Annotated in this window: 3 protein-coding genes and 2 pseudogenes; all 5 read right to left on the bottom strand. The window is 68.0% G+C overall.

Annotated elements, in window-relative coordinates; all coding sequences use genetic code 11:
- Positions 1–442: pseudogene (locus WA805_RS25115) on the bottom strand (hypothetical protein); the annotation flags it as partial.
- Positions 423–974: a hypothetical protein gene (locus WA805_RS25110; protein ID WP_425243569.1), complete on the bottom strand. Its 552-nt coding sequence runs from the start codon at positions 972–974 to the stop codon at positions 423–425. The pseudogene WA805_RS25115 and the gene WA805_RS25110, both read right to left, overlap by 20 nt.
- A 74-nt stretch (positions 975–1,048) precedes the next feature.
- Positions 1,049–2,785: an MBL fold metallo-hydrolase gene (locus WA805_RS25105; protein ID WP_425243568.1), complete on the bottom strand. Its 1,737-nt coding sequence runs from the start codon at positions 2,783–2,785 to the stop codon at positions 1,049–1,051.
- A gap of 35 nt (positions 2,786–2,820) precedes the next feature.
- The gene (locus tag WA805_RS25100; RefSeq protein ID WP_425243567.1) at positions 2,821–3,000 is read right to left on the bottom strand and encodes a DUF7455 domain-containing protein; all 180 of its coding nucleotides are present in this window, start codon (positions 2,998–3,000) and stop codon (positions 2,821–2,823) included.
- 142 nt (positions 3,001–3,142) lie between these two features.
- Positions 3,143–3,487: pseudogene (locus tag WA805_RS25095) on the bottom strand (hypothetical protein); the annotation flags it as partial.

Here is a 3,487-nt window from a genome sequence, read left to right as displayed (position 1 = left end):
GCGCATCGAGCCGGGCGGCGGTCATGTCGATCCACCGCAGGTCGGCTTCCAGGTGGAACAGGCCGTAGTTGGCCAGGTAGGTGTCGAGCGTGCCGCCCTCGTGCTTGAGCGCGGTCAGACGCTCGTGCGTGGTGTCCAGCCGGGCAGCCTGGCTGGGGCTGGCGATGCGGGCGCCGAATTTCTGTGCCTGCACTGCGGCGCGGCCGGTTAGCTCAGCGCCGCTGATGCCGGAGGTGAACCCGAGGTAGTTCTCGATCCGCGAGCTGGCCGCAGCCTGCCCGCCAGCGGCGGCGGCAACAACCAGGATCAGGTCATGGGTAGCCTCGCCGACACCGAACAGCAGCGCGCCCGATTCCACCTCCTGCGCAGATCCGTAGGCCTGCAGCCGCGCCCACTGCTCATCGCTGAGCGCCGGGAACGCCTCATCGCCGTAGTAGGTCATCAGTTATCGCGTCTTCCGTGCGGTAGTTATCGCGTCTTCCGTGCGGCGCGTGCGGCTGCGCAAGAACTTTAAACGCGTAGAAATGGGCCGTCAACAGCAACGGCACGTACACCGTCGGAATGATGTATGTAAGGCCGAAGCTGCCCGGATCCTTGATAAGGAAGGGGGCGGTAGCAAAGGCAAAGAGCAAGTCGGCAGTGCCGACGACGTTGAATATCCACACCGGCAGCAAGCGCGGCCTTTCGGCGCGTGAACGCTGCAAGCCGATGAACGCGATATATGCAAGGACGAGGGCGATCAAATCGCCAAACGCGGCGGGGTTGGCGAATCCGGCAGGCAGCTTCCGCGTCACGAGGCCGACAATCAGGAACGCCGTGGCAAAATAGCGGAAGAAGCTAATGGCCGTCAGTGATTTGAGTTGCTGAATTCTTGGCTGGCTTTTCATTTTAGGCCAGATGATTGTGGCGAAGATTGTGAACCAGGCGATAAGCCCGAGGGCCACGCTCATGCCGAAATAAACGATTGTATTCATCTTGTTGTTCTCCTTACCTTTCTCATGTGCTAGCTCCCTTTGAGCCCCGCGCTGTTATCCAGCGCCGGCTACTGTCAGGCCGCGACCGGGCCGATTTCGACTCCTGCCATTTCGGCGTAGATGAGGAAGCGGAACGGATCTTGCAGCTGGTGCCGCTCCATCAGCCGGTAAAGGGCTCGCTGACGCAGTTCCGCTAGCTCGCGGGACTCCGGATGCCTGGCCAGCCCGGCAGTAATGATCTCCAGGGCGAGCGCGCCGTCGCGCTGGGCTAGCAGGGTCCGTGCGGCCGAGGCGAACAGCTCGGGCCTGCCGCCGGCCAGCAGGTCGAGCGCCGCTGCCCGGTCGGCGGCGTCGACGGGCTCCAGTCCCTGCCCGTCCGGCTGCCAGTACCCGGAGTGCTGGTGGTAGAGCCGCTGCACGAAATGGTCGCGGATGATCAGGTACGGGCCGACGGCCGCAGGGTGCTCGCGCAGCACTTCCGGCAGAACGCTGGCCTTCAGCAGCCCGGTCAGGGTCAGCCCGCGGCCGATGCCGGCGAGCGACCGGTCCCGCAACTCGGTGAGCGCGGCGCGCAGGCCGGGGACGGCGTCGGCGGTGAACAGCTCGGTCAGCGTTGTGTGACCGTGCACCAGCACCCGCGGGCCGAGCTCGGCGATGAGCCCCAGCGCCTCGAGCATTCCGTCTGGTGATCCCTCGGCGAAGAAGGGCGCGCCGAGGTAGGGCATCATCACGTCGCCGGTGAACAGGACGCCGCTACCTGGCAGGTAGACCATGAGGGCGTCGCTGGTCTCGCCGCCGGTCGTCGGGTACAGGACGAAGTCCGTCCCGCCGATCGATACCGGGGTGGGCTCGGAGACCAGCCGGTCCACCGCTATCTCCGCAGGCCTGGCGGCCGCATCGGTGCTGCCGAACCCGGTGCCGCTTCCGGTGAAGTAGCGGAACGGGAACACGTTCGCGTGCTGCCGCTGCAGCTCGGACGGGAACCCGGCCTGTGCGATCAGCTGTGTGCCTTCGCTGGCGAGTGCGCCGATGCCGCCCGCATGGTCGAAGTGCGCGTGCGTCAGGATCACGTGGCCGACGTCGTCAGGGTGCAGGCCGCCGTCGGCCAGGGCGGCTCTGACGCGGTGTTCGGCCGTCCCGGCGTCGATCGCGACGACACCGCTGTCGGTGCTGACAAAGGCGAAGTCGGCGAAGTCGTAGCCCTGCGCCACCCGGACGCCGGGCGCCACCTCGACGATCCTCGGATAGCCGAAATGGTAGCCGTCGGCCGCGTTCGCCCAGCCGCCGCCGAACTGAAGCCTCGCCTCAGCCGGAGCCGACGACAGGCCCGAATCTGCGGCGGCCTTGGCTGCCCGGTCGTGCTGGCCGGTGGCGGCATATGCCGCGGACAGGCCGTGGTAGACCGCACGGATCATGTTGCTCGGGAACTGGTCGCGGACGGCGAGTATGAACTCCAGGTCGGCGACGGCCTGCCCGGCATGGCCTGCCTCAGCCGGTAGCGGCGCGAGCGCGAGGCCGCGATAGTACTGCGCCGGTCCGAGATCCCTGCTGGCGGCGTCGTCCAGCCTGGCCACGCCAGCCGGGATGTCCTCGCCAGCGCGGACCTGGAAGTACCCGGCCAGGGCCAGCGGCAGCACCTGGTCCGGCTGGCTGGCGGCGAGTGCCTCGAAGTAGCTCAGCCCGTCGTGGTCTGCCCCGGTCGCGGCGAGCACGGTCGCGAGCGTGACGAGCGTGGCCCGGTCAGCGCCCGGCCAGCTGGCGGCCACCTTGAGCGCCTCGATGTTCTGGTCCTTGATGATCTGCTGTGACATTGCCTGCTTCTTCCTGTGTTAGCCGGCGGCAGCGGCTACGCTGCGGCTCGTCCGCCGAGCGAATTGTGTCCTGCTGGCCAGACGGTCCAGCCTTGCGCCCTGAGCGCGGGGCTGAGCTGAGCGGTGCAGTGCTGGCACAGGTACAACTGGCCGCCGCGGACTGCGCGGTAAGCCGCGCGGACCGCGGGTCCGCACCGATCGCATGTCTCGTTCATTACGTGTCTCCTTCGCGAGCTGGCAGAGCCGTTTGGGGCCCGGTCAGCGCTAGGCCGCGAGCTGGCGCGCCCAGCGCATCCGCTCGGCCGCCGCGGCATATCCGTTCCGGGTCATCGCGGTGCTCCGTTACTTGGGCCGGGGTTAGCGGATCACTGAGACGGGGTACCCTTGGGTCTGGGTTTCGTGCGCGCCTGCGGCTGTTTCGGCTTCACCACCCGCCGAGCTTGCGGGCTGGGCAGGCAGGAACAGGGCTGCCAGGAGGGCACCCGCCGCAGCAACACCGGCGGCGACGAGGCAGCTGATGGTCAGGCCGCGCAGGAATGCGTTGGCGGCGGTGTGCTGCAGCGCCTGCCCGAGGCCCGGATGGCCGAGGGCCGCGATCTTGCCGGCGGCCACGTACGCCGCGCCGACGGACTGGTGTGCGGTCGCCGCGACCCGGCTGGGCACGCTGGCTGGCAGGGTGGCGGTCAGCCGTGACGTGTACAC

It is taken from the genome of Trebonia sp., assembly GCF_049794275.1.
Taxonomy (GTDB): domain Bacteria; phylum Actinomycetota; class Actinomycetes; order Streptosporangiales; family Streptosporangiaceae; genus Trebonia.
Note: the sequence above shows the minus strand (reverse complement) of the source record. Positions and strands in the feature narration are given on the sequence as shown.